This is a genomic window from Pseudomonas sp. P1_F1_2, from assembly GCF_056405815.1.
Map to the genome: position 1 here is coordinate 1 of NZ_JBFUBK010000043.1, position 23,433 is coordinate 23,433.

General features: G+C 59.4%; 17 protein-coding genes and 1 riboswitch. Of the genes, 15 read left to right on the forward strand and 2 right to left on the reverse strand.

All coding sequences use genetic code 11. From position 1 onward, the window contains the following. Positions 1 to 244: 244 nt before the first annotated feature. The 7 genes from acs (at position 245) to argR (ending at position 8,266) form a co-directional block, all read left to right on the forward strand. Positions 245 to 2,200 (forward strand): acetate--CoA ligase, encoded by a 1,956-nt coding sequence (acs, locus tag AC1D2P_RS14665; protein ID WP_109785133.1) that lies wholly within the window; start codon positions 245 to 247, stop codon positions 2,198 to 2,200. Between the two features lie 680 nt (positions 2,201 to 2,880). Further along, positions 2,881 to 3,657 (forward strand): ABC transporter substrate-binding protein, encoded by a 777-nt coding sequence (locus AC1D2P_RS14670; RefSeq protein ID WP_077431435.1) that lies wholly within the window; start codon positions 2,881 to 2,883, stop codon positions 3,655 to 3,657. A 91-nt stretch (positions 3,658 to 3,748) separates the two neighbouring features. After that, on the forward strand, positions 3,749 to 4,438 hold the full coding sequence (locus tag AC1D2P_RS14675) for an ABC transporter permease (protein WP_077431437.1): 690 nt from the start codon (positions 3,749 to 3,751) through the stop codon (positions 4,436 to 4,438). Continuing rightward, positions 4,435 to 5,133 carry an ABC transporter permease gene (locus AC1D2P_RS14680; protein WP_077431439.1) on the forward strand — a complete coding sequence of 233 codons (699 nt, stop codon included), beginning with the start codon at positions 4,435 to 4,437 and terminating at the stop codon, positions 5,131 to 5,133. The genes AC1D2P_RS14675 and AC1D2P_RS14680 overlap by 4 nt, the downstream gene beginning before the upstream one ends. 1 nt (position 5,134) lies before the next feature. Continuing rightward, entirely contained in the window at positions 5,135 to 6,247 is a 1,113-nt protein-coding gene (locus AC1D2P_RS14685; protein ID WP_109785134.1) for a succinylglutamate desuccinylase/aspartoacylase family protein, read from the forward strand. 27 nt (positions 6,248 to 6,274) lie between these two features. After that, positions 6,275 to 7,039: an ABC transporter ATP-binding protein gene (locus AC1D2P_RS14690; RefSeq protein ID WP_046031526.1), complete on the forward strand. Its 765-nt coding sequence runs from the start codon at positions 6,275 to 6,277 to the stop codon at positions 7,037 to 7,039. Positions 7,040 to 7,285: 246 nt separating this feature from the next. Next, on the forward strand, positions 7,286 to 8,266 hold the full coding sequence (argR, locus tag AC1D2P_RS14695; protein WP_477811483.1) for a transcriptional regulator ArgR: 981 nt from the start codon (positions 7,286 to 7,288) through the stop codon (positions 8,264 to 8,266). 33 nt (positions 8,267 to 8,299) lie between these two features. Here the strand turns inward: argR and AC1D2P_RS14700 are convergent, their stop codons facing one another. Continuing rightward, positions 8,300 to 13,003, reverse strand: coding sequence for a dermonecrotic toxin domain-containing protein (locus AC1D2P_RS14700; protein WP_477757826.1), 4,704 nt, complete (start codon positions 13,001 to 13,003; stop codon positions 8,300 to 8,302). A gap of 286 nt (positions 13,004 to 13,289) precedes the next feature. On the opposite strand from AC1D2P_RS14700, the gene AC1D2P_RS14705 reads away from it, so the two are divergent. The 7 genes from AC1D2P_RS14705 to astE all read left to right on the forward strand — a co-directional run bounded on the left by AC1D2P_RS14705 (position 13,290) and on the right by astE (position 21,191). Further along, positions 13,290 to 14,510, forward strand: a complete 1,221-nt coding sequence (locus AC1D2P_RS14705) for an aspartate aminotransferase family protein (RefSeq protein ID WP_046031529.1) — start codon at positions 13,290 to 13,292, stop codon at positions 14,508 to 14,510. A gap of 201 nt (positions 14,511 to 14,711) precedes the next feature. Beyond that, positions 14,712 to 15,731 (forward strand): arginine/ornithine succinyltransferase subunit alpha, encoded by a 1,020-nt coding sequence (gene aruF, locus AC1D2P_RS14710; protein WP_046031530.1) that lies wholly within the window; start codon positions 14,712 to 14,714, stop codon positions 15,729 to 15,731. 84 nt (positions 15,732 to 15,815) lie between these two features. Then, positions 15,816 to 16,841, forward strand: coding sequence for an arginine N-succinyltransferase (astA, locus tag AC1D2P_RS14715; protein ID WP_046031531.1), 1,026 nt, complete (start codon positions 15,816 to 15,818; stop codon positions 16,839 to 16,841). Continuing rightward, complete coding sequence (gene astD, locus AC1D2P_RS14720) at positions 16,841 to 18,307, forward strand: succinylglutamate-semialdehyde dehydrogenase (RefSeq protein WP_109785137.1); 1,467 nt, start codon at positions 16,841 to 16,843, stop codon at positions 18,305 to 18,307. Before astA ends, astD begins: the two co-directional genes overlap by 1 nt. 201 nt (positions 18,308 to 18,508) lie before the next feature. Beyond that, the gene (gene astB / locus AC1D2P_RS14725; protein ID WP_460164302.1) at positions 18,509 to 19,855 is read left to right on the forward strand and encodes an N-succinylarginine dihydrolase; all 1,347 of its coding nucleotides are present in this window, start codon (positions 18,509 to 18,511) and stop codon (positions 19,853 to 19,855) included. 26 nt (positions 19,856 to 19,881) lie between these two features. Then, positions 19,882 to 20,169 carry a hypothetical protein gene (locus tag AC1D2P_RS14730; protein WP_046031534.1) on the forward strand — a complete coding sequence of 96 codons (288 nt, stop codon included), beginning with the start codon at positions 19,882 to 19,884 and terminating at the stop codon, positions 20,167 to 20,169. An 11-nt stretch (positions 20,170 to 20,180) separates the two neighbouring features. Continuing rightward, the gene (gene astE / locus AC1D2P_RS14735) at positions 20,181 to 21,191 is read left to right on the forward strand and encodes a succinylglutamate desuccinylase (RefSeq protein WP_046031535.1); all 1,011 of its coding nucleotides are present in this window, start codon (positions 20,181 to 20,183) and stop codon (positions 21,189 to 21,191) included. A gap of 166 nt (positions 21,192 to 21,357) precedes the next feature. Here the strand turns inward: astE and AC1D2P_RS14740 are convergent, their stop codons facing one another. Then, on the reverse strand, positions 21,358 to 21,867 hold the full coding sequence (locus tag AC1D2P_RS14740) for a 6,7-dimethyl-8-ribityllumazine synthase (protein WP_109785138.1): 510 nt from the start codon (positions 21,865 to 21,867) through the stop codon (positions 21,358 to 21,360). 102 nt (positions 21,868 to 21,969) lie between these two features. After that, positions 21,970 to 22,141: riboswitch (FMN riboswitch) on the reverse strand. A gap of 196 nt (positions 22,142 to 22,337) precedes the next feature. On the opposite strand from AC1D2P_RS14740, the gene ltaE reads away from it, so the two are divergent. Further along, positions 22,338 to 23,342 carry a low-specificity L-threonine aldolase gene (ltaE, locus tag AC1D2P_RS14745; RefSeq protein ID WP_477811484.1) on the forward strand — a complete coding sequence of 335 codons (1,005 nt, stop codon included), beginning with the start codon at positions 22,338 to 22,340 and terminating at the stop codon, positions 23,340 to 23,342. The last annotated feature ends 91 nt before the right edge of the window (positions 23,343 to 23,433 follow it).

A 23,433-nucleotide genomic window follows, 5' to 3' on the forward strand; every position in this document is an offset into this window, starting at 1 on the left:
GCCTGATACACCGCAATTGCTGATTTTACGACTGCTGCGCAGCCGGACGCAGGCTTCGCCAGCTGCTACAGACCGCATTGTGGCGGGGGGTTGAAACACCCTGAAAGAGGCGTGGTAGTTGGGGTTGCGGGCTATTCACGACATTTTGTAGGGGCTTGTTACTACCATCGTCGAATGGTTCTATAGGCCCGGCACGGCTAAAACGGTGCCATACAAAAACAACTATTCCACCGAGGTAAGAAAGATGAGTGCGGCTTCCCTGTATCCCGTTCGTCCCGAGGTTCTGGCTAATACGCTGACTGACGAGGCGACCTACAAGGCCATGTACCAGCAATCGGTCGTCAACCCGGACGGTTTCTGGCGTGAACAGGCCAAGCGCCTCGACTGGATCAAGCCTTTCACCACGGTGAAGCAGACCTCCTTCGACGATCACCATGTCGACATCAAATGGTTCGCCGACGGCACGCTGAACGTTTCCTACAACTGCCTCGACCGTCACCTGGCCGAGCGCGGTGATCAGATCGCGATCATTTGGGAAGGGGATGATCCTGCCGAAAGCCGCAACATCACTTACCGCGAGCTGCACGAACAAGTCTGCAAGTTCGCCAACGCCCTGCGTGGTCAGGACGTACACCGCGGCGACGTGGTGACTATCTATATGCCGATGATCCCTGAAGCCGTGGTCGCCATGCTGGCCTGTACCCGGATCGGCGCGATTCACTCGGTTGTGTTCGGCGGTTTCTCCCCGGAAGCCCTGGCCGGTCGCATCATCGACTGCAAATCCAAAGTGGTGATCACCGCTGACGAAGGCGTTCGTGCCGGCAAGAAAATCCCGCTCAAGGCCAACGTCGACGACGCGCTGACCAACCCGGAAACCAGCAGCATCCAGAAGGTCATCGTGTGCCAGCGCACCGGTGGCGAGATCAAGTGGAACCAGCATCGCGACATCTGGTACGAAGACCTGATGAAAGTGGCGGGCACCGTGTGCGCGCCTAAAGAGATGGGTGCCGAAGAAGCGCTGTTCATCCTTTACACCTCTGGCTCCACCGGCAAGCCGAAGGGCGTGCAGCACACCACCGGCGGTTATCTGCTGTATGCGGCCATGACCCATGAGCGTGTGTTCGACTATCGTCCGGGCGAAATCTTCTGGTGCACCGCCGACGTCGGCTGGGTCACGGGCCACAGTTACATCGTCTACGGCCCGCTGGCCAACGGCGCGACCACGTTGCTGTTCGAAGGCGTGCCGAACTACCCGGACATCACCCGTGTGGCGAAGATCGTCGACAAGCACAAGGTCAACATCCTCTACACCGCACCAACGGCGATCCGCGCGATGATGGCCTCGGGCACCGCCGCTGTTGAAGGCGCCGATGGCAGCAGCCTGCGTCTGCTGGGTTCGGTCGGCGAGCCGATCAACCCGGAAGCCTGGGACTGGTACTACAAGAACGTCGGCAAGTCCCGTTGCCCGATCGTCGATACCTGGTGGCAGACCGAAACCGGCGGCAACATGATGAGCCCGTTGCCGGGCGCTCACGGCCTCAAGCCGGGTTCGGCGGCACGTCCGTTCTTCGGTGTGGTGCCGGCCCTGGTGGATAACCTGGGCAACATCATCGACGGCGTTGCCGAGGGCAACCTGGTGATTCTCGATTCGTGGCCAGGCCAGGCACGTACGCTGTTTGGCGATCATGACCGTTTCGTCGACACTTACTTCAAGACCTTCCGCGGCATGTATTTCACTGGTGACGGTGCCCGTCGCGATGCCGATGGTTACTACTGGATCACCGGTCGCGTGGACGATGTGCTCAACGTGTCCGGGCACCGCATGGGCACCGCCGAAATCGAAAGTGCGATGGTTGCTCACCCGAAAGTCGCCGAAGCGGCGGTGGTCGGGGTGCCGCACGACATCAAGGGGCAGGGCATTTATGTCTACGTCACCCTGAACGGTGGCGAAGAGCCGAGCGAGCAACTGCGCCTGGAGCTGAAAAATTGGGTGCGTAAGGAGATTGGTCCGATCGCTTCGCCGGATGTGATTCAGTGGGCACCGGGGCTGCCGAAGACTCGTTCGGGCAAGATCATGCGCCGGATTCTGCGCAAGATTGCCACGGCCGAGTACGACGGGTTGGGGGATATCTCTACCCTGGCGGATCCGGGTGTGGTGCAGCATTTGATTGATACGCACAAGACCATGCACGTCGCGTAAGCGCCGGCGGTAGCGTCATCGAAGCCCCGCCAGGTGTTGAGCCTGGCGGGGCTTTTTTGTGCCGATCGTTCCCATGCTCCGCGTGGGAATGCCGCCCGGGACGCTCCGCGTTCCTTGAGGTGCGTGACGCGGAGCGTCACTGGATGCATTCCCACGCAGAGCGTAGGAACGATCAGCGCCACATAAACACCAGCCAATAATTATCGGCCTACCACGTCAGTCATTTCCCACTGTTACCCATCCCCCTTCAAGTAACTGAATGTGTAACCGCTCGCGCCAATTCGAGGCATAGGGAAACGCCAAGCCCCATTCCTGGACCTCTTTAGCCCCCCTGGAAAATAAGAACTAACGCCAAGCTTGCCGGATTAGAAGGGTTTGCCAATAATAGGCCCGCAATTTGCTACATAGATCGGTTCACTGTCTTTTGCTCTTGCATGATTTTGCAGGGCTGTCAACGCGCTCAGGCGGCTTTCTCGGTGCTTCTGTAATTAGTTGTCGCATTGAAGAAATATCGGCTTCGGGCCTGTCGTTAGAATGCCGGTCACTCGCTCGTCAGTGTCCGTGTTGAAAATCAACACGCGATTCCCAGGGCGCAGCAATCGCTTTTGTGGTTCTACTCACTCGCATATTGGGCTGTCGCTCACTCTGCCGTTTTTGCCCTTTACCGATGGAGTCCCAAGATGAAGAAACTCGTGCTGCTTGGCGCCCTGGCACTGTCCGTGCTGTCCCTGCCAACCTTCGCCGATGAAAAGCCTCTCAAAATTGGTATCGAAGCGGCTTACCCTCCGTTCGCTTCCAAAGCACCGGACGGCAGCATCGTTGGTTTCGACTACGACATCGGCAACGCCCTGTGCGAAGAGATGAAGGTCAAGTGCGTGTGGGTCGAGCAAGAGTTCGACGGTCTGATCCCGGCCCTCAAAGTGCGCAAGATCGACGCGATCCTGTCGTCCATGTCGATCACTGAAGACCGCAAGAAGTCTGTCGACTTCACCAACAAGTACTACAACACCCCGGCTCGCCTGGTCATGAAGGCCGGCACTCAAGTCAGCGACGGCCTGACTGAATTGAAGGGCAAGAACATTGGCGTGCAGCGTGGTTCGATCCACGAGCGTTTCGCCCGTGAAGTCCTGGCCCCGCTGGGTGCCGAGGTCAAGCCTTACGGTTCGCAGAACGAAATCTACCTCGACGTGGCCGCCGGTCGCCTCGACGGCACCGTGGCAGACGCTACGCTGCTGGATGACGGTTTCCTGAAAACCGACGCTGGCAAAGGCTTCGCCTTCGTTGGCCCGGCCTTCACCGACGTCAAATACTTCGGCGACGGCGTAGGTATCGCTGTTCGCAAGGACGACAAGGCTGATCTGGACAAGCTCAACGCTGCCATCGCTGCCATTCGTGAGAACGGCAAGTACAAGCAAATCCAGGACAAGTACTTCGCCTTCGATATCTACGGCAAGTAATACGTCCAAGCGACAAGTCCGAAATGGCGCAAGCAACAGGATCTCTGAGGTTTGCGCCATTTTTTCATCCCAACTTTCGAGGACCTGAATCATGTTGAAAGGCTACGGGGCTGTCATCCTCGATGGCGCATGGCTGACGCTTCAGCTCGCCTTGTCGTCCATGGCCCTGGCCATCGTTCTGGGTCTGATCGGCGTTGCGCTGCGTCTGTCGCCGGTTCGCTGGCTGGCCTGGCTGGGCGATCTGTACTCCACGGTGATCCGCGGTATTCCCGATCTGGTGTTGATCCTGCTGATTTTCTACGGCGGTCAGGACCTGCTCAACCGCGTCGCACCGCTGCTGGGCTTTAACGACTACATCGACCTGAACCCGTTGGCCGCCGGTATCGGCACCCTGGGTTTCATCTTCGGTGCGTACCTGTCGGAAACCTTCCGTGGCGCCTTCATGGCGATCCCGAAGGGGCAGGCAGAAGCTGGCATGGCGTACGGCATGAGCAGTTTTCAGGTGTTCTTCCGGGTCTTGGTGCCACAGATGATTCGCCTGGCGATTCCGGGCTTTACCAATAACTGGCTGGTCTTGACCAAGGCCACCGCGTTGATTTCGGTGGTGGGCCTGCAAGACATGATGTTCAAGGCCAAGCAGGCGGCAGATGCCACCCGCGAGCCTTTCACCTTCTTCCTCGCAGTGGCGGCGATGTACCTGGTGATCACCAGCGTCTCGTTGCTGGCATTGCGTCACCTTGAGAAGCGCTACTCGGTAGGCGTAAGGGCGGCTGATCTATGATCTTCGACTACAACGTCATTTGGGAGTCCTTGCCGCTGTACCTCGGCGGCTTGGTGACTACCCTCAAATTGCTCGCGCTGTCGCTGTTTTTCGGCCTGCTGTGCGCCTTGCCGCTGGGCTTGATGCGCGTCTCGAAAAACGCCGCCGTCAACATGAGCGCCTGGCTCTACACCTACGTGATCCGCGGCACGCCGATGCTGGTGCAGCTGTTTTTGATCTACTACGGGTTGGCGCAATTCGAAGCAGTCCGTGAGAGCTTCCTCTGGCCGTGGCTGTCCAGCGCAACGTTCTGTGCGTGCCTGGCTTTTGCGATCAACACCAGCGCCTACACCGCTGAAATCATCGCCGGCAGCCTGCGTGCTACGCCGAACGGCGAGATCGAAGCGGCCAAGGCCATGGGCATGTCGCGCTACAAAATGTACAAGCGAATCCTGTTGCCATCGGCCCTGCGCCGGGCGTTGCCGCAGTACAGCAACGAAGTGATCATGATGCTGCAGACCACCAGTCTGGCGTCCATCGTGACCCTGATCGACATCACCGGTGCCGCGCGCACGGTCAACGCCCAGTTCTACCTGCCGTTCGAAGCCTACATCACCGCCGGCGTGTTCTACCTGTGCCTGACCTTCATTCTGGTGAAGCTGTTCAAACTGGCCGAGCGCCGCTGGTTGGGCTACCTGGCCCCGCGGAAGCACTGATATGGAACGCATCGATCATGCATTGCCGTGGAGCCACCTGGGCAGCGAACGCCAGATTTCGGTGTTCCGCTTCGGCCGCGGCGAGCGCAAGGCCTACATTCAGGCCAGCCTGCACGCCGATGAACTGCCGGGGATGCGCACGGCCTGGGAGCTGAAAAAGCGCCTGGCCGAACTCGAAGCCCAGGGCTTGCTCAACGGCGTGATCGAACTGGTGCCAGTGGCTAATCCGATGGGCCTCGGCCAATTGGTTCAAGGCAATCATCAAGGGCGTTTCGAAGCGGGCAGCGGCAAGAACTTCAACCGTGATTTCGTCGAGTTGAGTGCGCCGGTTGCGGCTGCGTTGGCTGGAAGTCTTGGTGATGATGCGCATGCCAACATTCGCTTGATCCGTCAGGCGATGGCTGATCATCTGGCCGTATTGCCAGAGGCGAGTAGCCAGTTGCAAGGCATGCAACGCATCTTGCTCAGCCACGCCTGCACGGCTGACGTGGTGCTGGATTTGCATTGCGATTCGGAAGCGGCGCTGCATATGTACGCGCTGCCACAACACTGGCCGCATTGGCGTTCGTTGGCCGCGCACCTGAATGTGCGGGTCGGCCTGCTGGCGGAAGATTCCGGTGGCAGTTCGTTCGACGAAGCCTGCTCGCTGCCATGGTTGCGTTTGTCGCGCCTGTTCCCGGAGGCGCAGATTCCACTGGCGTGTCTGGCGACTACCATTGAATTAGGTGGTCAGGCTGATACCGGTCGCGCTGAGTCTGAGGCTCACGCTGAAGGCATTCTGGCGTTCCTCGCCGAACAGGGCTTGATCAGCGGTGAATGGCCGAAACCTGCGCAAGAGCCTTGCGAAGGCATGCCGTTCGAAGGCACTGAATTGTTGTTTGCACCGCACCCTGGTGTGGTGAGTTTTCTGCGTAAACCCGGTGAGTGGATCGAAACCGGTGACGAGATTTTTGAAGTGATCGATCCGTTGTCGGATCGGGTCAGCACGGTGTGTGCTGGTACGTCCGGGGTGCTGTTTGCCATTGAACGGCTGCGTTATGCCCAACCCGGTTTCTGGCTGGCCAAGGTGGCGGGGCGCGAAGCGCTGCGTCACGGGCGCTTGCTCAACGACTGACTGACTGTTTTTGTGAGAACCGACCGCATGTACAAACTTGAAGTCCAAGACCTGCATAAACGCTATGGCAGTCACGAAGTGCTCAAGGGCGTGTCCCTGAAAGCGGCGGCTGGCGATGTGATCAGCATCATCGGCTCCAGTGGCTCCGGCAAAAGTACCTTCCTGCGCTGCATCAACCTGCTGGAGCAGCCGCACGCGGGCAGGATTCTGCTCAACAACGAAGAGCTGAAACTGGTCGCCAACAAGGACGGCGCGCTGAAAGCGGCCGACCCGAAACAGCTGCAACGCATGCGTTCGCGCCTGTCGATGGTGTTCCAGCATTTCAACTTGTGGTCGCACATGACCGCGCTGGAAAACATCATGGAAGCGCCGGTTCACGTGCTGGGCATGTCCAAGGCCGAAGCCCGCGAAAAAGCCGAGCACTACCTGAACAAGGTGGGCGTAGGTCATCGCAAGGACGCTTACCCGGGCCACATGTCCGGCGGCGAGCAACAGCGCGTGGCGATTGCCCGTGCGCTGGCGATGGAACCTGAGGTGATGCTGTTTGACGAACCGACCTCGGCACTCGACCCGGAACTGGTCGGCGACGTGCTGAAAGTCATGCAGGCCCTGGCCCAGGAAGGCCGGACCATGGTGGTGGTGACGCACGAAATGGGCTTTGCCCGTGAAGTGTCGAACCAGTTGGTGTTCCTGCACAAAGGTGTTGTTGAAGAAAGTGGCAACCCGCGTGAGGTACTGGTCAATCCCCAGTCCGAGCGCCTGCAACAATTCCTCTCGGGCAGCCTGAAGTAATCAGGGCTGCCGTTGTGCACCGCGATAGTGCATGCTTCGCAGTCTGAAAGCTGGCCCCGATTTACTGTGGGAGCTGGCTTGCCTGCGATGGCGGTGGGCCAGTTAGCATCTTTGGCACTGATACACCGCTATCGCAGGCAAGCCAGCTCCCACATTTGATCTTTGCTGGCTTTGAGATTTGTGTTCATTTCCGGGCTAGCATTGGCCCATGCCTTCATCACCGTTCTTCGTTTCGGATTGCCCGCCATGACTGCCCATCGAATTGGTTTCCTGATTTGGCCCAGCACTAAAGCCCTGACGCTTGCGCTGGCTGAGGAGGCCTTGCGTGTTGCCCAGCGTGTGCACCCGGACGTGGTTTACGAACTGTCGTTTTTGCAGGCTGAACCGCCGACCGAAGGCGCCTGGCAATTGCCGGGTGAGCCCTGGGCCGGCAAGCTCGAAAACTTCCAGAAGCTGTTTCTACTCGCCGATGAGCCGCCGACTGCACTCGCACCGGCGCTCAGCAGTGCGTTGAAACAGCTGGTGCGGGCCGGTTGCGTGATTGGCGGTTTGTCGGCCGGTGTTTACCCGTTGGCGCAATTGGGTTTGCTCGACGGCTATCGTGCTGCCGTGCATTGGCGCTGGCAGGACGATTTCGCCGAACGTTTTCCGAAAGTCATCGCCACCAGCCACCTGTTCGATTGGGATCGCGATCGTCTGACCGCGTGCGGCGGCCTGTCGGTACTCGACCTGTTGCTGGCCGTGCTGGCCCGTGATCACGGCGCCGAACTGGCGGGTGCCGTGTCGGAAGAACTGGTGGTCGAGCGCATTCGCGAAGGCGGCGAGCGTCAACGCATTCCTTTGCAAAACCGTCTCGGCTCCAGCCATCCGAAGCTCACCCAAGCGGTGTTGCTGATGGAGGCCAACATCGAAGAGCCGTTGACCACCGACGAAATCGCCCAGCACGTGTGTGTGTCCCGTCGACAGTTGGAGCRCATCTTCAAGCAGTACCTCAACCGTGTGCCGAGCCAGTATTACCTGGAGTTGCGCTTGAACAAGGCGCGGCAGATGTTGATGCAAACCAGCAAGTCGATCATCCAGATCGGCCTGTCGTGTGGCTTTTCCTCGGGGCCGCATTTCTCTAGCGCCTACCGCAACTTCTTTGGTGCCACGCCGCGCGAAGATCGCAACCAGCGGCGTAGCAGCAGTCCGTTCGAATTGTCGTCAGTGCCGTCCGAGCGCGGCTGACAGTGCGCGCCGCGCCCGGACATGCAGGCTGCTTTACTCGTCTACTTCGGAACCACCAGACGTCGATATCTCCATCTGGCCTTGGTTGATGACATCTTCCACACCGAAATCCACTCCAGTGCGCTCGAAGTAACTGACCAGCCGTGACAGGCTCTCCACGGAAAACCGGTTGCCTCTGAAATTGATGTTCTCTGCGATTTTCAGTGGCAACTCCAGAATTTCGCTGGGCACTTCGGTGATTGCGTTTGCGCTTAGGTCTGCCCATTCCAGTTCACTCATTTGCATCAGCCCGTGCGGTAGTTCGGTGATGCCGGTGTCATTGAGCAGGATGGTCTCCAGGCTGCTCATTTGGCTCAGGTCGGGTGCTTGCTCCAGCCTGTTGTAGCCCAGGTCCAGATACTCCAATTGTTCCATTGCCGCCAATGCACTGACTGAATCAGTGGTCAAGCGGACGCGGCAATGTGGCAGCGATAACGACCGGAGTTGACCCATCTTGAACACGGCTTCCGGTATTTCTCCGAGATTGCAGTAGCGCAATCTGAGGTTTTTGAGCTTGGGGAAAGACTCCAGGAAGCGCCCGATGCGCGTTACGCCATCGGCACTCTGCAGTTCCACCGACGAAACATGATCAAAGTTGGCGCTCAGGGTTGGCAGTTCTCCATGGACAGGCGATCGGATGACCAGCTCGTAGCCGGGTTCAAGTGACGAATCAAACTCATCCAGTTCCGTTTCCTTGCGCCAGCACTGCTCCAGTAGGTGCTTGAGTTCGTCGCGGCTTGAATGTTCGAAAAACTCTTGCAATGCGGTGAAGGGTTCACCTGTCAGGGGGTGATAGGGTGGCAAGTTGGCGGTCCAGGTGGACAGATCGACTTGGAGCTGACTCAGTTCCTGCTCAAGACGGGTCAATTCGATCCGGCCGTCTTCCAGCGTACCGGGCAAGTCATACACAAATTCGCTCGCCTGCTCGACCTCCATGCCCGGATACAGCGCTCTGACGCGGACAATATCTGCCTCAGGGGCGTAGGCACCCAAATCAAAGGAAGTGCTGAAGTATTGCTGTTTGATCAGCTGTCGCGCGGCGTTGGACAGGGGATTGTGTGTGAGATAAACGCCTTGTTTTTCATACACCGCACTGTCGAACAATTCAGTGGGTAGATCAGTGATTTTATTGTCCAGCAACATCAGCGATTCAAGGTGCGGGCTTCGGAACGCGCCGCGAGGGAATTTGGACAGGCCCGTGTCACTCAGGTCCACCTGGACCAGATCGGGCATCGATTCGAGGCTCGGGACTCCATCAATCGAATTGCGATAGAGGTCCAGTGAAGTCAGTTTGTTCAGCGATTGCAGCTTCGACCAATTGGCGGCGTCAAAGTTGATCCCGCAGTCGCTCAGCACCAACGCGTCGAGGCTGGTCATCCGGGGGATGGCGTCGGGCAGTGTGCTCAGATGGAAGCGGCGCAGTTCGAGACGGCGCAGCCCTTTGAAGTGTTCTAAAAAAGCCGGGATGCCCTGGGGGGCGAAATGACCCTCGAGCGACAGTGTGGACACGTGGTTGAAATCGGCATTCAAGGTCGGCAGATCGCCCGGGACCGGATCCACAAAGGTGAGCACATAGCGTTCGACGCCATCCTCGGAGTCCAATTCCCGATCAGTTTGCCGGCACCACGCTCGCTGGATTTCCCGGGCCAGCAACTTGCGATTACGCTGGGCGATCTGGCGATCCATATCGTTCAGCGCGAGCCCTGTTTCGGCGTCGGTGGTGGGCGCGTCGAGTACCCAGCCATTCAAATCTTGACGAAGCCGGGCCAATTCGCTGGCCAGGCGCGAAAGTTCGAAGCGAGCGCCATCAGGGTGACGTTGTAACCTCAGAACCATGGACCGGAGCTCTTCCTCGTTGAGCGAGGGATAAACCTCACGAACCCGGTCGTCGAGCGTTGGCGCCATGCCGACGCGGCGGGTGTAACCCTCGGTGCCGCCGGGCAGGCGCATGGTGGTGGGGTCGTAAAAGGGTTTTCGATGAGGGTTTTTCGCAAACAGAGTGCGCAGGCCCGGTTGTTCCAGTGCGTGTTCTGCAAGGCGCTGTTTGAATCTACGGCTGCCCCCCATCGCGGCGCGCTCTGCGTCTGGCAGTGCCTGAAGCAGGGTGTGGTAAAAGTCGCCGGGAGTGGCATTGTTATCGTGAAGTCGATAGCTACCGTCTACGGTGCGCACCAGTGTTTTGAGGTTTGGCGCGTCGACGCGGCCCATGCTGTCGCGCAGGGCGCCCTCCTGTGAAAAATCCCTGACTTCAAGGCGCAGGTCAGTGGGCCAGTCGGGCAGTGTGTTCAGGCTGTGCAGCGCCAATTGATGAGTGTCTGCGGTTTCCAGTGCGTCACGAAAAAGTCCTTCGTAGGCCCGGGTAATACGCACCGCCTCCATGGCTTTCAATGCGACGTCCTTCAGGCGTTGAGGCACTGTCCCGTTATGCAGTTGCGTCAGCTCGGTGCCCGATGCGTTGCTGGCCAGTTCTTGTGCGATGTCTGTCGGCAGCCCTTGGGTGTTGGCCTGAAGTACTTGAACTGGCCGATCCGTGGTTTTCTCCAGCGCCCGATAGCGTGATTCGAATAGCGATTTGCGATGGCTGAGTGCCCGATCGTAATCGGGGTGTTCGGTGTGGTTCTGGTCAATCAGGTTTTGAATGTCACGATCGATTTTGAAGCGCTTGATCGTGTCGGTCAGAAGTGAGGGCGGGCGATGGTTCTCGACATGAATCTCCCGTAGCACATTGTCGTGATAGCCACTGATGCGCAGGATCGCTTCGCGTTCGGCGCGGCTGAAGGATTCGACGCTATGCCCGAGGCGATGCATTACGGTATCGCGGTCCCAGCTCAGCGGCTGTTCCAGCTCGGTCGTCCAGGCACCGTGGCCGTTGTGGCGCAAGGTGGGCTGATAGGCGTCGACCCGGTCGGGATGCTCGATCTTGAACGCACCTGTCCTGGCATTCGATTGCACGGCGTACAGCTTTCCCTCGAGGGGCAGCAGCGTCTTGTTCTCGTGTCGGTACAGGCCAAGGTCATCGGGTTGCAAGCCAGCGGGCAAGTCGATGGTTTGTTCGTAGCGGGTGAGGTCCGGATTCCAGTAACGGGTTTTTCCGTCCGGGCCCGGCACCGGCTTGAGCGGCTCGATCAGCGCCACTGATTCAGGGGAAAGCAGGCGCTGGAAGGTGCGGGCGGCAATGGCGCTGCCGATCACAAATGTTCCCGTTTGAACCACGGTTTCGACGACGCTCAACAGTTGCCTGAACGCTTCTGTTTTTTGGTCTTCGGCCCAGTCCACGATACCTTCGAAGGTTTCGTCGAGGACCTGATAGGCCATGTAGGCCAGCATCAATTCGCCGAGGAAGGGCACGAACGGCAAGGCGACGAACGTTGCGACTTCCAGGACCGCCGAGGCCACTTTGCTGAAGGCGTCCCACTGTGCCCAGCGTGCGTTCTGGTCGGCGCGAGCGGTGGAGACGGCAACGGTGCTTGCATCATTGAGGATCTTGTTCAGCTGCCGCTGATAGAGGTGGTTCCACAGTCCCGCCCTGAACGGGGTCATCGAAAACCGTAGATTGGGATGATCGATCGGGGTTTCCCGCCAGCTCGGCAGTGGGTCACCACGGGTATGCCGATGCCAGGTGACGGCCTGCAGGCGACGATTGAGATCAGCAAAGAAATAGCCCCGTTCGTGGTGATCGACGAATCGACTGAAAAACGCTTGATAAGTGGGTGAGCGCAGCTTGTGGGTCAGTTCATTCATGAACGCCACGGTGTCGGGGTATTGCTTGAGCGGATGCTCCGGATCATCGGGGATGTAGGCGATGATCCGGGTGGCCTTGGTTGTGTGGCTCGATTTGGCGCTGAACACGATGATGCCGGTCAGCGATGACGACATCATTCTCAGGTCGTGACAGTGCAGGGGATAACCGTCCAGTGGCATGGGCGCGCGCCCCTCGAGCAATCGCTCGATTGCGTTATAGGCATCGTCCTCGATATCCCGGCGGGCATGAGCCAGCTTCAGCGCAGAGCGAAGTGCTGCCTGGTTTGTTTGGCCGACCTTCGATTTCAAAACAGCCCCGGCTACCCGGTTGGTCAGCCCCAGATTGTCTTTGAGATAGTCGTTGTATTGGCCGCCAATATCCAGTTCGCGGCACAGCTGGGTGAAGGCCTGGATCGTGAGTTTGCGAGAGACCTCGGGCAACGTATCGAACTGCCCTGTGGGCGACGGTGCGCTGATGAAGGTGGAGTCAGCCTCATAAGCGCCGGCCTCGGCCTCTGATGGCTGAAAGTTGTGCAGCGCCGCGTCGAGCATCGACACCGTCCAGGTGCGGGCGGCACCGGTCTTGATCGCAAACCAGGGTGTGGTCAGCGGGATGTACAGACGCAGGAAGGTGGTTTTGACATCCAGCTCCAGGTCGAAGCGGGTTTTCAGCGCTGAGGCCAGAATCGGCTCTGCGTAATCCTGAGCGTTTTGCACCTTCGCCAACATCGATCCCAACCGGTTTCGTTCGGTCCAGTGCGTCTGGCTTGAGCTTTTCAGCACCAGGTGTTGCAGACGCGAAGCGGTGCGATGCCAGGGAGGCGCTACAAGGCTGGCGCTCTTCAGCGCGCCGCGCGTTTCGGTCGATGCCTCTAATAGCCATGCGGGCAGGTTTTGGTAAACGTGATGAAAGTGAGAGTCCGGTTGCGAGGCGGGCTCAAAATCGTCTTGATTCATGCGCTATTCCTTTAGCGTTTGGATTAGCCGCCAGCAAAACAGATGATGATGAGTGGCGTGCGGTACATATTTACCGCACCGTTCATCAGGCCTGCCTATAACCTGCGCCGGCAGTTTAAACTGCGCCTTTGCGACGCTATATGTCGCATTGCCGTAAACCCGGCTGAATCCGGGGTTTGCGCTATAAGAAGTTGTCGCTTGGCGGCAAGGCCGGGCTGAAAACTGTCCTTACAATCCCCTCATCGCTCGCCAGTTTCAGGCGAGTGTTCCTCTTCAGGAGACTCCGATGTCCGTTGAGCACGCTGCGGTACAACGCGCCGATTTCGACCAGGTAATGGTTCCCAACTACGCGCCTGCCGCTTTCATCCCCGTGCGTGGTGCCGGTTCCCGCGTCTGGGACCAGTCTGGCCGCGAGCTGATCGACTTCGCCGGCGGAATTGCCGTTAACGTATTGGGCCACGCACACCCTGCGCTGGTCGGTGCCTTGACCGAGCAGGCGAACAAGCTGTGGCACGTGTCCAACGTGTTCACCAATGAGCCGGCCCTGCGCCTGGCGCATAAGCTGATCGACGCTACCTTTGCTGAGCGCGTGTTCTTCTGCAACTCCGGCGCCGAAGCCAACGAGGCCGCTTTCAAGCTGGCCCGTCGGGTCGCCTTCGATCGCTACGGCAGCGAGAAGTACGAAATCATCGCCGCGCTGAACAGTTTCCACGGCCGTACCCTGTTCACTGTGAACGTCGGTGGCCAGTCGAAGTACTCCGACGGCTTCGGTCCGAAAATCACCGGCATCACCCACGTGCCTTACAACGATCTGGCGGCTTTGAAAGCGGCCATTTCCGACAAGACCTGCGCCGTTGTGCTGGAACCGATCCAGGGTGAGGGCGGCGTATTGCCGGCCGAACTGGCTTACCTGCAAGGCGCCCGCGAACTGTGCACCGAGCACAATGCGCTGCTGGTGTTCGACGAAGTGCAAACCGGTATGGGCCGCAGCGGCAAGCTGTTCGCCTACCAGCACTACGGCGTGACCCCGGACATCCTGACCAGTGCCAAGAGCCTGGGCGGCGGTTTCCCGATCGCAGCCATGCTGACCACCGAAGACCTGGCCAAACACCTGGTCGTCGGCACTCACGGCACCACCTATGGCGGTAACCCGCTGGCGTGTGCGGTTGCTGAAGCGGTGATCGACGTGATCAACACCCCTGAAGTGCTGGCCGGCGTCAACGCCAAGCACGACAAGTTCAAGGCACGCCTGGAGCAGATTGGCGAGAAGTACGGCCTGTTCACTCAGGTCCGTGGTCTGGGTCTGCTGATCGGTTGCGTGCTGAGCGATGCCTGGAAGGGCAAGGCCAAGGACATCTTCAACGCCGCCGAGCGTGAAGGCCTGATGATTCTGCAAGCCGGCCCGGACGTGATTCGTTTCGCCCCGAGCCTGGTGGTTGAAGACGCCGATATCGATGCCGGTCTGGACCGCTTCGAACGTGCTGCTGCGAAGTTGACTCAAGCCTGATAGACCCTTCGGCGCCTGACTATTCAGGCGTCGAATCAATTTTTTGTGCCGGGCTTAGTAAGTGTGGGAGCGGGCTTGCCCGCGATGAGGGCCTGACAGCCGACTTCATTGTTATCTGACAGGACGCTATCGCGGGCAAGCCCGCTCCCACATGAGCCGGGCATTTTACTTATGAAAGTTTTTAGAGAAAGGAGTGACACCATGCTGGTGATGCGCCCCGCGCAAATGGCTGATCTGGGCGAGGTACAGCGTCTGGCTGCGGATAGCCCGATTGGTGTCACTTCCTTGCCGGATGACGTTGAACGCCTGAGCGACAAGATCGCGGCAAGCGAAGCCTCGTTTTCTGCCGAAGTCAGCTTCAACGGTGAAGAGAGCTATTTCTTCGTCCTCGAAGACACCGCCACCGGCAAACTGGTCGGTTGTTCGGCCATCGTTGCTTCGGCGGGTTATTCCGAGCCGTTCTACAGCTTCCGTAATGAAACCTTCGTGCACGCTTCCCGCGAGCTGAAGATTCATAACAAGATCCACGTGCTCTCCCAATGCCACGACCTGACCGGCAACAGTTTGCTGACCAGTTTCTACGTACAGCGCGAGCTGGTGGGGTCGCCTTGGGCCGAACTCAATTCCCGTGGCCGCCTGCTGTTCGTGGCCAGCCATCCGGAGCGCTTCGCCGACTCCGTGGTGACCGAGATCGTTGGCTACAGCGATGAAAACGGTGACTCGCCATTCTGGGATGCCATCGGCCGTAACTTCTTCGACCTCAACTACGCTGAAGCCGAACGTCTGTGTGGCCTCAAGAGCCGTACGTTCCTGGCCGAGCTGATGCCGCATTACCCGATCTATGTGCCGCTGCTGCCGGACTCCGCTCAAGAGGCGATGGGCCAGGTGCATCCACGGGCTCAGATCACTTTCGACATCCTGATGCGCGAAGGTTTCGAGACCGATCACTACATCGATATTTTCGACGGTGGCCCGACCTTGCACGCACGTGTGACGGGGATCCGTTCGATCGCCCAGAGCCGCGTCGTGCCGGTGAAAATCGGCGAGCCGGTCAAAGGTGCCGGTCGTCAGTATCTGGTGGCCAATGCCCAATTGCAGGATTACCGCGCCGTGTTGCTTGAGCTCGATTATGCGCCAGGCAAACCGGTAACCCTGGACCTGGAAGCGGCCGAAGCCCTGGGCGTCGGCGAAGGTGCCAGCGTGCGCCTGGTGGCGGTTTAACGCCGGCTTTGATTTCCAGAAAGAAATGCCTGGAAAGCAGCGAAATTTCACGGGTGGCGCAAGCGGCCCGTTTGAGGAGATAGCATGATCGTTCGTCCCGTACGCAGCAGCGATTTACCCGCTCTGATCGACCTGGCCCGCAGCACTGGCACCGGCCTGACCACTTTGCCGGCCAACGAAGAGCGGCTGGCCCATCGGGTCGGCTGGGCCGAGAAGACCTTTCGCGGCGAAGCCGGGCGCGCTGATGCGGACTACCTGTTCGTACTCGAAGACGACACGGGGCGCGTGGTGGGCATTTCTGCCATCGCCGGCGCCGTCGGCCTGCGTGAGCCCTGGTACAACTTCCGGGTCGGCCTGACGGTCAGCGCTTCGCAAGAGCTGAACATCTACCGCGAGATCCCGACGCTGTTCCTGGCCAATGACCTGACCGGTAACTCTGAGCTGTGCTCGTTGTTCCTGCACGCCGATTACCGCACCGGGCTCAATGGCCGCATGCTGGCCAAGGCGCGGATGCTGTTCATTGCCGAGTTCCCGCAACTGTTCGGCAACAAGATCATCGCCGAGATGCGCGGTGTGTCCGACGAAGCCGGGCGTTCGCCGTTCTGGGAAAGCCTGGGCCGCCACTTCTTCAAGATGGAATTCAGCCAGGCCGATTACCTGACCGGCGTGGGCAACAAGGCGTTCATCGCCGAACTGATGCCGAAGTTTCCGCTGTACACCTGCTTCCTGTCGCCAGATGCGCGCAATGTTATCGGTCAGGTCCACCCGGACACCGAGCCGGCACTGGCCATGCTCAAGAGTGAAGGGTTCAGCTACCAGGGTTACGTCGACATCTTCGACGCCGGCCCGGCCGTGGAGTGCGAAACCGGCAAGATCCGCGCCGTGCGCGACAGCGAGGCACTGGTGTTGGCCATCGGCACGCCGGGTGACGACGCGACGCCTTTCCTGATTCACAACCGCAAGCGCGAAGACTGCCGGATCACTGCCGCGCCAGCACGCTTCGCCGCCGGCACGCTGGTGGTTGATCCGCTGACCGCCAAACGTCTTCAACTCAACGCCGGCGATCAAGTGCGCGCCGTTCCGTTGTCTGCTGCTCGGGAGTCGAAGTAATGAATTCGCTATACATCGCAGGTGAATGGCTGGCTGGCCAGGGCGAAACCTTCCAGTCGCTGAACCCGGTGACCCAGCAAGTGCTGTGGGCCGGCGAAGGCGCCACGGCCGCTCAGGTTGAATCCGCCGTGCAAGCCGCTCGTCAGGCATTCCCCGGTTGGGCCCGTCGTACGCTGGATGAGCGCATTGCCGTGCTTGAGGCCTTTGCCGCTGCGCTGAAAAACAAGGCTGACGAACTGGCGCGCTGCATCGGTGAGGAAACCGGCAAGCCGCTGTGGGAATCGGCGACCGAAGTGACCAGCATGGTCAACAAGATTGCGATTTCGGTGCAGAGCTACCGTGAACGTACCGGCGAGAAGAGCGGCCCGCTGGGCGACGCCACCGCTGTGTTGCGTCACAAACCGCACGGCGTGGTGGCCGTGTTCGGTCCTTACAATTTCCCTGGCCACTTGCCGAACGGTCATATCGTGCCGGCGCTGCTGGCCGGTAACAGCGTGTTGTTCAAACCGAGCGAGTTGACTCCGAAAGTCGCCGAGCTGACGGTCAAGTGCTGGATCGAAGCTGGCCTGCCGGCGGGCGTGCTGAACCTGCTGCAAGGCGCTCGCGAAACCGGTATTGCCCTGGCGGCGAACCCGGGCATCGACGGCTTGTTCTTCACCGGCTCCAGCCGCACGGGCAACCACTTGCATCAGCAATTTGCCGGTCGTCCGGACAAAATCCTTGCGCTGGAAATGGGCGGTAACAACCCACTGGTGGTCGACGAAGTGGCGGACCTCGATGCCGCCGTTTACACCATCATCCAGTCGGCCTTCATTTCTGCCGGCCAGCGTTGCACCTGTGCACGTCGTTTGCTGGTGCCGCAAGGCGCATGGGGCGACACGCTGCTGGCGCGTCTGGTGGCAGTCAGCTCGACGATTGAAGTCGGTGCGTTTGATCAGCAGCCGGCACCGTTCATGGGTTCGGTGATTTCCCTCGGTGCTGCGAAAGCGCTGATGGATGCGCAGGAACATTTGCTGGCCAATGGTGCGGTAGCCTTGCTGGAGATGACTCAGCCTCAGGCTCAAGCGGCCTTGCTGACCCCGGGTATTCTGGATGTCACTGCCGTTGCCGATCGTCCTGACGAAGAGCTGTTCGGCCCGTTGCTGCAAGTGATCCGCTACGCTGATTTTGAAGCGGCGATCGCTGAAGCCAACGACACCGACTATGGCCTGGCGGCGGGCCTGCTGTCGGACTCCGAGGCACGTTATCAGCAGTTCTGGCTGGAAAGCCGCGCCGGTATCGTCAACTGGAACAAGCAATTGACCGGTGCGGCGAGCAGCGCGCCATTTGGCGGCGTCGGTGCCTCGGGCAACCATCGCGCCAGCGCCTACTACGCCGCCGATTACTGCGCGTATCCGGTGGCCTCGCTGGAAACGCCGAGCCTGGTGTTGCCTGCCGCTCTCACGCCTGGCGTGAAGCTTTCTTAGGGCTTATGTAGCAGCTGCCGAAGGCTGCGTTCGGCTGCGAAGCAGTCGCGATTGCGGTATCCATGATTCTGATCTGGAAACACGGTGTACCGATTAACGACTGCTAAGCAGCCGAACGCAGCCTTCGGCAGCTGCTACAGGATTCGCATCCAGTCATATTTATTGAAGCCTATAACAACAGATTCTCGTGGAGCCTCGCTGATGAAATCCTATGAAGTCAATTTTGACGGTCTAGTGGGGCCGACCCATAACTACGGCGGCCTGTCCTACGGCAACGTCGCGTCCCAGAGCAACAGCCAGCAATCTTCGAACCCGAAGGAAGCCGCGCTGCAAGGCCTGGCGAAAATGAAATCGCTGATGGAGATGGGCTTCCAGCAGGGCGTGCTGGCGCCGCAAGAACGCCCGGACATCGCCGCGCTGCGTCGTCTTGGCTTCAGCGGCACCGATGCTCAAGTGATCGAGCGCGCCGCCAAAGAAGCGATGCCGTTGCTGGTCGCCAGTTGCTCGGCGTCGAGCATGTGGGTGGCCAACGCCGCCACGGTCAGCCCAAGTGCCGACACGGCCGATGGCCGCGTGCATTTCACTGCCGCCAACCTCAACTGCAAATATCACCGCAGCATCGAACACCCGACCACCAGTCGCGTTCTGGGGGCAATGTTCGCCGATCAGAAGCACTTTGCTCACCACGCCGCGTTGCCGGCCGTGGCGCAGTTCGGTGACGAAGGCGCCGCCAACCACACCCGTTTCTGCCGTGAATACGGTGAAGCAGGCGTCGAGTTCTTCGTGTTCGGTCGCAGCGCTTTCGATACCCGTTACCCGGCGCCGCAGAAATACCCGGCGCGCCAGACACTGGAAGCGTCCCAAGCCGTTGCCCGCCTGCACGGCTTGAGTGAAGACGGCGTGGTCTACGCGCAGCAGAACCCGTCGGTGATCGATCAGGGCGTGTTTCACAACGACGTGATCGCCGTGGGTAACGGTGAGGTGTTGTTCTATCACGAGGACGCGTTCCTCGACACCGAGCAGATGCTGGCGGAACTGCAAAGCAAACTCGCCAAGGTCGGTGGGAAATTCCAGTCAGTCTGCGTACCGCGTTCGGCAGTTACCGTCGAAGACGCCGTTCGTTCCTACTTGTTCAACAGCCAACTGCTGTCGCGTCCTGACGGTTCGATGCTGTTGATCGTGCCGGAAGAGTGCCGTGGCAACGAGCGTGTCTGGCAATACCTGCAAGGTTTGACCAGCTCCGGCGGCCTGATCCGTGAAGTGAAGGTGTTCGATCTCAAGCAAAGCATGCAGAACGGCGGTGGCCCGGCTTGCCTGCGGCTGCGCGTCGCACTGAATGAAACCGAGCTGGCGGCCGTCAATCCAGGGGTTATCATGACGGCCCCGTTGTACGGCACGCTGACCGAATGGGTCGACAAGCACTACCGCGACCGCATGACCGAAACCGATCTCGCGGACCCGCAATTGTTGCTTGAGTGCCGGACGGCACTGGATGAACTGACGCAAATCCTTAAACTGGGCGCGGTTTATCCATTCCAGATCAATTGAAAGTCTCAACCGAGAGCGTAAAAAACATGAGCGATACCCTGCAGCTGATCCTTGAAGACACCGACGGCACGCAACTGGAAACTTCCTGCACCCGCGTCGCGGTCATGTGGCAAGGCAAAGAGCTGTGGATCCAGCACGATGGCCGCGGCCAACTGCTGATCGGTGTGGACGTTGAAGAAGGCGACGCTGAATACGCCAACCTGCTGCTGCGCCCATTGGCGACTAATCTGGTAAGTCTGCAACTGGAAATGGAACCGGCTGAAGTCGGCGACGAAGACCACGTGCATGGCCCGGATTGCGCACACGACCACTAAGGAAACGCTCTATGCTCGCCCTCGGCAAACTGCTTGAACTAACCCTCGCCGGCCGCGAACCGGCGGAGAAGACTCAACTGACAGTCGAAGGCGTGCGGATGCGCTGGTTGAGCGAAGGTGCGCTGGAAGTCCGGCCACCTGAGGCTCGCGACAACGGCCTGGACCTGCTGCTGTCGGCCGGTATCCATGGCAACGAAACAGCGCCGATCGAATTGCTCGATCGCCTGTTGCATGACATCGCCCGTGGCGACCTCAAGCCACGCGCACGTATTCTGTTCCTGTTCGGTAACCCCGACGCGATCCGTAAAGGCGAGCGTTTTATCGAGCAGGACGTCAATCGGCTGTTCAATGGCCGTCACGAACAAAGCAGCGGCTCAGAAGCCTTGCGCGCTTGTGAGCTGGAGCGGCTGGCGGCGAGTTTCTTCAGCCTGCCGGATCGCCAGCGCCTGCACTACGATCTGCACACTGCGATTCGCGGCTCGAAAATCGAACAGTTCGCCTTGTACCCCTGGAAGGAAGGCCGCCAGCATTCGCGTCTTGAACTGGCGCGCCTGCGTGCTGCCGGGATGGAGGCCGTGCTGTTGCAGAACAAGCCGTCCATCGTCTTCAGTTCCTACACCTACGACAAGCTGGGCGCCGAGTCCTTCACCCTTGAACTGGGCAAGGCACGACCGTTCGGGCAGAACGACGGGGTCAACGTTTCCCTGCTGGAAAACCGCCTGAAACAGATCATCGAAGGCACCGAGCCGGAACTGACCGACGCAGCGCTGGACGGTTTGCAGYTGTACAGCGTGGCGCGGGAAATCATCAAGCACAGCGATAGCTTCCGCTTGAACCTTCCAGTGGACATCGAGAATTTTTCGCAGCTGGAGGTGGGTTATCTGTTGGCGGAAGACATCGCCAATACCCGCTGGATCATCGAAGAAGAGGGCGCCCGGATCATCTTTCCGAACCCCAAGGTGAAGAATGGCTTGCGTGCCGGCATTCTGGTCGTGCCGACGACTGACGAAAACCTGGCCTGACCACAACTTAAGCGATACGCAACCCCCCTGTGGGAGCGAGCTTGCTCGCGATAGCGGTATAACAAACAACATCACCGTTGAATGTTAAACCGCTATCGCGAGCAAGCTCGCTCCCACAGTTGGTTTGGGTGAAGGCAGAGACTTCACCCGGACCAAAGATTTTGGATTAGACAGCCATTGCACGCGGCTCGGTGCGGCGCAGCGCACGCATCTTCTGCAGCGTATCCGCGCACGTTTTCGCCGCTTCCTGGCCTTTATGCAGGAAATGCTCGAAGAAGAATTTCTGGTGCTCTTCACCGGCATGGAAGTGGTGCGGGGTCAGGGATACCGAGAACACTGGCACTTCGGTTTCCAGTTGCACCTGCATCAGGCCGCTGACCACCGACTGGGCGACGAACTCGTGACGGTAGATCCCGCCATCAACCACCAGGGCTGCGGCGACGATGCCGGCATAACGACCGGTCTTGGCCAGCAACTTGGCGTGCAGGGGCATTTCAAAGGCGCCGCCGACTTCGAAGAAATCGATTTCTGACTCCTGATAACCCTGGGCAATCATTTCGGTCACGAAGCCTTTACGGCTCTGATCGACGATTTCCTTGTGCCAGCAGGCCTGGATGAACGCAACGCGCTCGCCATGAGAGTGTTTGCTTTTGCTGTCGATTGCGGTGGGTTGCATGTTCTGACTCCTGTTTATGGTTAAAACAGGGCATATGAATCGAATGGGATTTGAGGGTGCGCACGCTCGCACGAATGCCTGCGGACGGCCCTATGGTGTCAATCCCGTTCTCTCTTCATCCGGACTATGACCGTCGGCCCCGGGATCACACCGGGTCTGCTGACCTTGTCGTCATACACAGCCAATGCCGTGCCTGTCGCCAAGCGCTCGCGGGCTATGCGCATTGCGCGCAATTACCGCCGGTGGGGAGTTGCACCCCGCCCTGAGAACGTTTTTGCCGCCGGAATGTTTGGCGGCGCAGCGTTTTTATCACATATTTGCGGTATGCGCATGGCCCCTTTTGGATGATTGTCATCGACTTTTCCGTTGGTTTAATCGACCTTTTCCTGCGCAAGGGTTGATTAATCGTCGCCATGCCCGCAGTAATTCTTTCCTGAAAGGGATTTCCCCTGCTTACCGAGGCCAGATTCATGAGTGTTATCGATCTTCGCAGCGACACCGTCACCCAACCTTGCGCCAGCATGCTCGACGCGATGGCCACAGCCACCACCGGTGACGATGTTTATGGTGAAGATCCGACGGTCAATCGTCTGGAAACCGAATTGGCCAAGYGCCTGGGTTTCGCGGCGGCGCTGTTCGTTCCGACAGGCACCATGAGCAACTTGCTGGGCCTGATGGCACATTGCGAGCGTGGCGAGGAGTACATCGTTGGCCAGCAGGCGCACACCTATAAGTACGAAGGTGGCGGTGCGGCGGTGCTCGGTTCGATTCAGCCGCAGCCGCTGGAAGTGCAGGCCGATGGCTCGCTGGACCTGGCCCACGTGGCGGCCGCGATCAAACCGGACGATTTCCATTTCGCCCKCACCCGTTTGCTGGCGCTGGAAAACACCATGCAAGGCAAGGTGCTGCCGCTTGAGTATCTGGCGCGGGCCCGCGGTTTTACCCGTGAGCACGGGTTGCAGCTGCACCTGGACGGCGCGCGGTTATACAACGCGGCAGTCAAACTGGGGGTTGATGCCCGGGAAATCACTCAGCACTTCGATTCCGTTTCGGTCTGCTTGTCCAAAGGCCTGGGAGCGCCAGTCGGTTCGGTGCTGTGCGGTTCGGTCGAGTTGACCGGCAAGGCACGCCGGTTACGCAAAATGGTCGGCGGTGGCATGCGTCAGGCCGGGATTCTGGCCGCGGCGGGCCTGTACGCGCTGGACAACAACGTCCAGCGTCTGGCCGACGACCATGCCAACGCACAGTTGCTGGCCGAAGGCCTGCGTGCGGCGGGCTATGAGGTTGAACCGGTGCAGACCAACATGGTTTACGTGGCCATGGGTGACAACGCCGAGGCGATCAAGCGCTTCGCCACTGATCGTGGCATCAAGCTCAGCGCTGCCGGTCGGCTGAGAATGGTCACGCACATGGATGTCAGCCGTGCTCAAATCGAACAAGTCGTCGCGGCATTCGTCGACTTTTCGCGCAAGTGATAGCGTTAGCGTTCCATTTGACCGTTTCTATCGTATAAACACGCTGTACCCCGCGCGCAGGGCCGATATAATGCGGCCCTTTGCCGTCGCT